The following is a 3,874-nucleotide window of genomic DNA, read 5'->3' on the forward strand; positions in this document are numbered from 1 at the left end:
CCTGCCGACGTTGCTCGCACGACAGCAGCGGCAGTTCTGCGACCGCTTGCTGGTCATCCGCCACCATGGCTTCCAGAAGTACCTGCAGGTGCCCCGCCATCCGCTCGATCGTCGCACGCTCGAACAGATCACTCGCGTATTCCAGAGAGCCGACCAACCCGCCATCCGCCTCGACCAGCGCAAGCGACAGGTCGAACTGGGCCGTCGTGTGCGGCGCTTGCAGCGGCTCCAGACTCAGCTCCGGCAGACTGAGTTCGCCGCCGCCCGGGGTGTTGTTCAGCGCCAGCATGACCTGGAAGATTGGGCTATGGCCCAGGCTGCGCGGTGGTTGCAACGCCTCCACCACCTGCTCGAACGGCAGGTCCTGATGCGCATGCGCCGCCAGCATGACCGCCTTGACCTGCTCCAGCAACGCCGCCACGCTCAGGCGCCCTTGCGGCCTGATCCGCAGCGCCAGTGTGTTGACGAAGAAGCCGATCAGCGACTCCAGTTCGCTGCGCGGACGATTCGCCACCGGCGTGCCGATCACCACATCGTCCTGCCCGCTGAAGCGGCTCAACAGACTCGACCAGCCCGCCAGCAAGGTCATACGTCAATGCCGGGCTCAGGGCCAGGCTCACCCGTCCGCCGGCATAACTGCGCAACGGTGGGCGGCGGTGGTCGGTTGGCAGCTCCAGCAAGGCCGGTGCACCACTCAGGTGCTGCCGCCAGAACTCGACCTGCGTGTGCAGCGTTTCGCCCTGCAACCACTGCCGCTGCCACGCGGCGTAGTCGACATACTGGAAGGCCAGTGCCGGCAGAGGGTCGGCCAGCCCCTGGCTGAAGGCGCGGTACAACGTACCGATTTCGTGCAGCAGAACGCCCGTCGACCAACCGTCCGAAACGATATGGTGCTGCGTCACCAGCAGGATGTGCTCCGTCTCCGACAGTTGCACAAGCCGCCCGCGAATCAGCGGCCCCCTCGACAAGTCGAATGGCGCCAGCGCCTCCTCGCGAGCGAGCTGCTCTACGGCCTCGTGTTGCGTCTCATGTTGCGCCGCGCAGTCCAGCGGGCGCAGGTCATGAGTGACCAGGGCGAACCCTTGAGTCGCCGGCGCGATCACCTGGATCGCCTGGCCCTCGTGCAAGGCAAAATGGGTGCGCAGGGTTTCGTGGCGCGCCACGATCCGGTCAAGCGTGGCCTGCAAGGCGTCTCTGTTCAATCGGCCGCGCAAGCGCAGTCCCGCCGGGATGTGATAGGCGGCTCCGGCCGCCCGATCCAGTTGATCGAGGAACCACAAGCGCTGCTGCGCCCACGACAGCGGCAATGGCAGATTGCGATCCACCAGCGTCAACGGCGTCTGCGCCGAGAGCCGGGCGTTCATGACGCAGACGCGACACCAGTTGTACCGCCAGTAACGAATGCCCGCCCAGTTCGAAGAAGTGGTCATGGCGACCGACACGCTCCAGCCCCAGCAATACCTGCCAGATATCTGCCAGCGCATGCTCGACGTCACCTGCCGGCGCCTCGTAATCACGACTGGCATAAGCGTCGTCCTCCGGCGCAGCGGGAAACGCGCCAGCGTTACGAAGGCACTCGGAATCATGTACTCCGCCAGCCCTTGCGACAGTTGCTCGCGCAACTGCGCCGCCGACAATACGGCACCTTCCTGCGCCGTCAGGTACGCCACCAGGCGTTTGTCGCCTGGACGGTGCTCGCGCACCAGCACCACCGCTTCCCTGACCCCAGGGCAAGCCGCCAGCTGCGACTCGATCTCGCCCAGCTCGATCCGGAAGCCCCGAAGCTTGACCTGATCGTCGTTACGCCCCAGGTACTCGATATTGCCGTCCGCCAACCAGCGCCCCAGATCGCCGCTCCTGTACATCCGCGCCGCCGGCTCGGCACTGAACGGGTCGTCCAGGAAACGCTCCGCCGTCAGTTCCGGCAGATTCAGATAGCCACGGGCAACCCCCGCGCCGCCGATATGGATCTCGCCAATGACCCCAATCGGTACCGGCTGGCCATGTGCATCCAACAGGTAAATCCGTGTATTCGCGATCGGACGACCTATCGGCAGTGAATGACCCGCTTGAACAGCGCTGTCGCACAGGTAAAAAGTAGAGTCACCCGCCGCTTCCGACGAACCGTAGAAATTCAGTATCGTGGCCGAAGGTAACCAAGCACGAGTGCGAGCAAGCAGGGAGGACGAAAACACCTCGCCACTGCAAACGATCAGCCGCTTTTCTGGCGAAATTTGTCGGTTCTCTATCCTCGACAGTTCTTCCAGCAGTGAAGGGACAAGAACCAGACGGGTCAACTGATGCTCTGTAACCGCCTGCCACAGCTGTAGCGGATCCCTGGAGGCCAGCGGCGACACGATATGCAGTTGCGCGCCAAACAGTAAGGGCATCAGCGTTTCAGTCACCGAATCGAGAAAACTGATCGACGTTTTTTGTGCATGCTTTTCGAGTCGCTGACCACCGAAAGTGTTATGCATCCAGTAAAGACGGTTAACCATGGCCTGATGTGGACCGCCCACGCCTTTGGGTTTACCGGAGGAACCCGAGGTATAGATCACATAGGCCAGGTGCTGCGGCGTGATGGCCGGCACTACAGGATTGTGTTCAGCTTCAACCTCCCAGTCGGCATCTTGCAGATCGAGCGTCGGCACCGCCAACTCGCCCAGCAACGCCCGGGTCTCGGCCTGCACCAGCACCGCCACCGGCGCGCTGTCTTCCAGCATGTAGCGCAATCGCTGCTCCGGATACGCAGGATCCAGCGGCACATACGCACCACCCGCCTTAAAAATCCCCAGCAAGCCCACCACCATTTCCAGGCTGCGTTGCGCACAGATCGCAACCCGATCATCCGGCTGGATACCCAGGCCGATCAGGTAATGTGCCAGTCGATTCGCCCGGGCGTTGAGTTCGCCATAGGTCAGGCTTCCGGCGTCATCGACCACCGCCAGGGCATCGGGTTGTTGCGCCGCCTGCTCCTCGAACAGTTGATGAATCAACTTGTCCGCCGGGTAGGCCGCTGCCGTATCGTTGAACGACTCCAACACCTGCCGACGTTGCTCGCACGACAGCAGCGGCAGTTCTGCGACCGCTTGCTGGTCATCCGCCACCATGCCTTCCAGAAGCACCTGCAAGTGCCCCGCCATCCGCTCGATCGTTGCACGCTCGAACAGATCGCTCGCGTATTCCAGAGAGCCGATCAACCCGCCATCCGCCTCGACCAGCGCAAGCGACAGGTCGAACTGGGCCGTCGTGTGCGGCGCTTGCAGCGGCTCCAGACTCAGCTCCGGCAGGCTGAATTCGCCGCCGCCCGGGGTATTGTTCAGCGCCAGCATGACCTGGAAGATCGGGCTATGACCCAGGCTGCGCGGGGGCTGCAGCGCCTCCACCACCTGCTCGAACGGCAGGTCCTGATGCGCATGCACCGCCAGCATGACCGCCTTGACCTGCTCCAGCAACGCCGCCACGCTCAGGCGCCCTTCCGGCCGGATGCGCAGCGCCAGTGTGTTGACGAAGAAGCCAATCAGCGACTCCAGTTCGCTGCGCGGACGATTTGCCACCGGCGTGCCGATCACCACATCGTCCTGCCCGCTGAAGCGGCTCAACAGACTCGACCAGCCCGCCAGCAAGGTCATACGTCAATGCCGGGCTCAGGGCCAGGCTCACCCGTCCGCCGGCATAACTGCGCAACGGTGGGCGGCGGTGGTCGGTTGGCAGCTCCAGCAAGGCCGGTGCGCCGCTCAGGTGCTGCCGCCAGAACTCGACCTGCGTTTGCAGGGTTTCGCCCTGCAACCACTGCCGCTGCCACGCCGCGTAGTCGACATACTGGAAGGCCAGTGCCGGCAGAGGGTCGGCCAGCCCCTGGCTGAAGGCCCGG

General features: G+C 63.9%; 2 protein-coding genes and 3 pseudogenes. All 5 read right to left on the minus strand.

The annotated features are described in order from the left end of the window. On the minus strand, window positions 1-589 hold a 589-nt coding region (locus AO388_RS29955; protein ID WP_269085768.1), incomplete at its 3' end, for a condensation domain-containing protein. Between the two features lie 61 nt (window positions 590-650). Then, a pseudogene (locus AO388_RS29960) lies at window positions 651-1,280 on the minus strand (condensation domain-containing protein); the annotation flags it as partial. After that, a complete protein-coding gene (locus tag AO388_RS29830; RefSeq protein ID WP_236713958.1) occupies window positions 1,171-1,458 on the minus strand; it encodes a phosphopantetheine-binding protein in 288 nt (95 codons plus the stop codon). The pseudogene AO388_RS29960 and the gene AO388_RS29830, both read right to left, overlap by 110 nt. Before the next feature lie 140 nt (window positions 1,459-1,598). Continuing rightward, a pseudogene (locus AO388_RS29835) lies at window positions 1,599-3,632 on the minus strand (non-ribosomal peptide synthetase); the annotation flags it as partial. Between the two features lie 61 nt (window positions 3,633-3,693). Next, window positions 3,694-3,789 (minus strand): annotated as a pseudogene (locus tag AO388_RS29965) (hypothetical protein); the annotation flags it as partial. Between the last annotated feature and the right edge of the window lie 85 nt (window positions 3,790-3,874).

Source organism: Pseudomonas sp. ICMP 10191, assembly GCF_001467335.1.
GTDB classification, from domain to species: domain Bacteria; phylum Pseudomonadota; class Gammaproteobacteria; order Pseudomonadales; family Pseudomonadaceae; genus Aquipseudomonas; species Aquipseudomonas cerasi.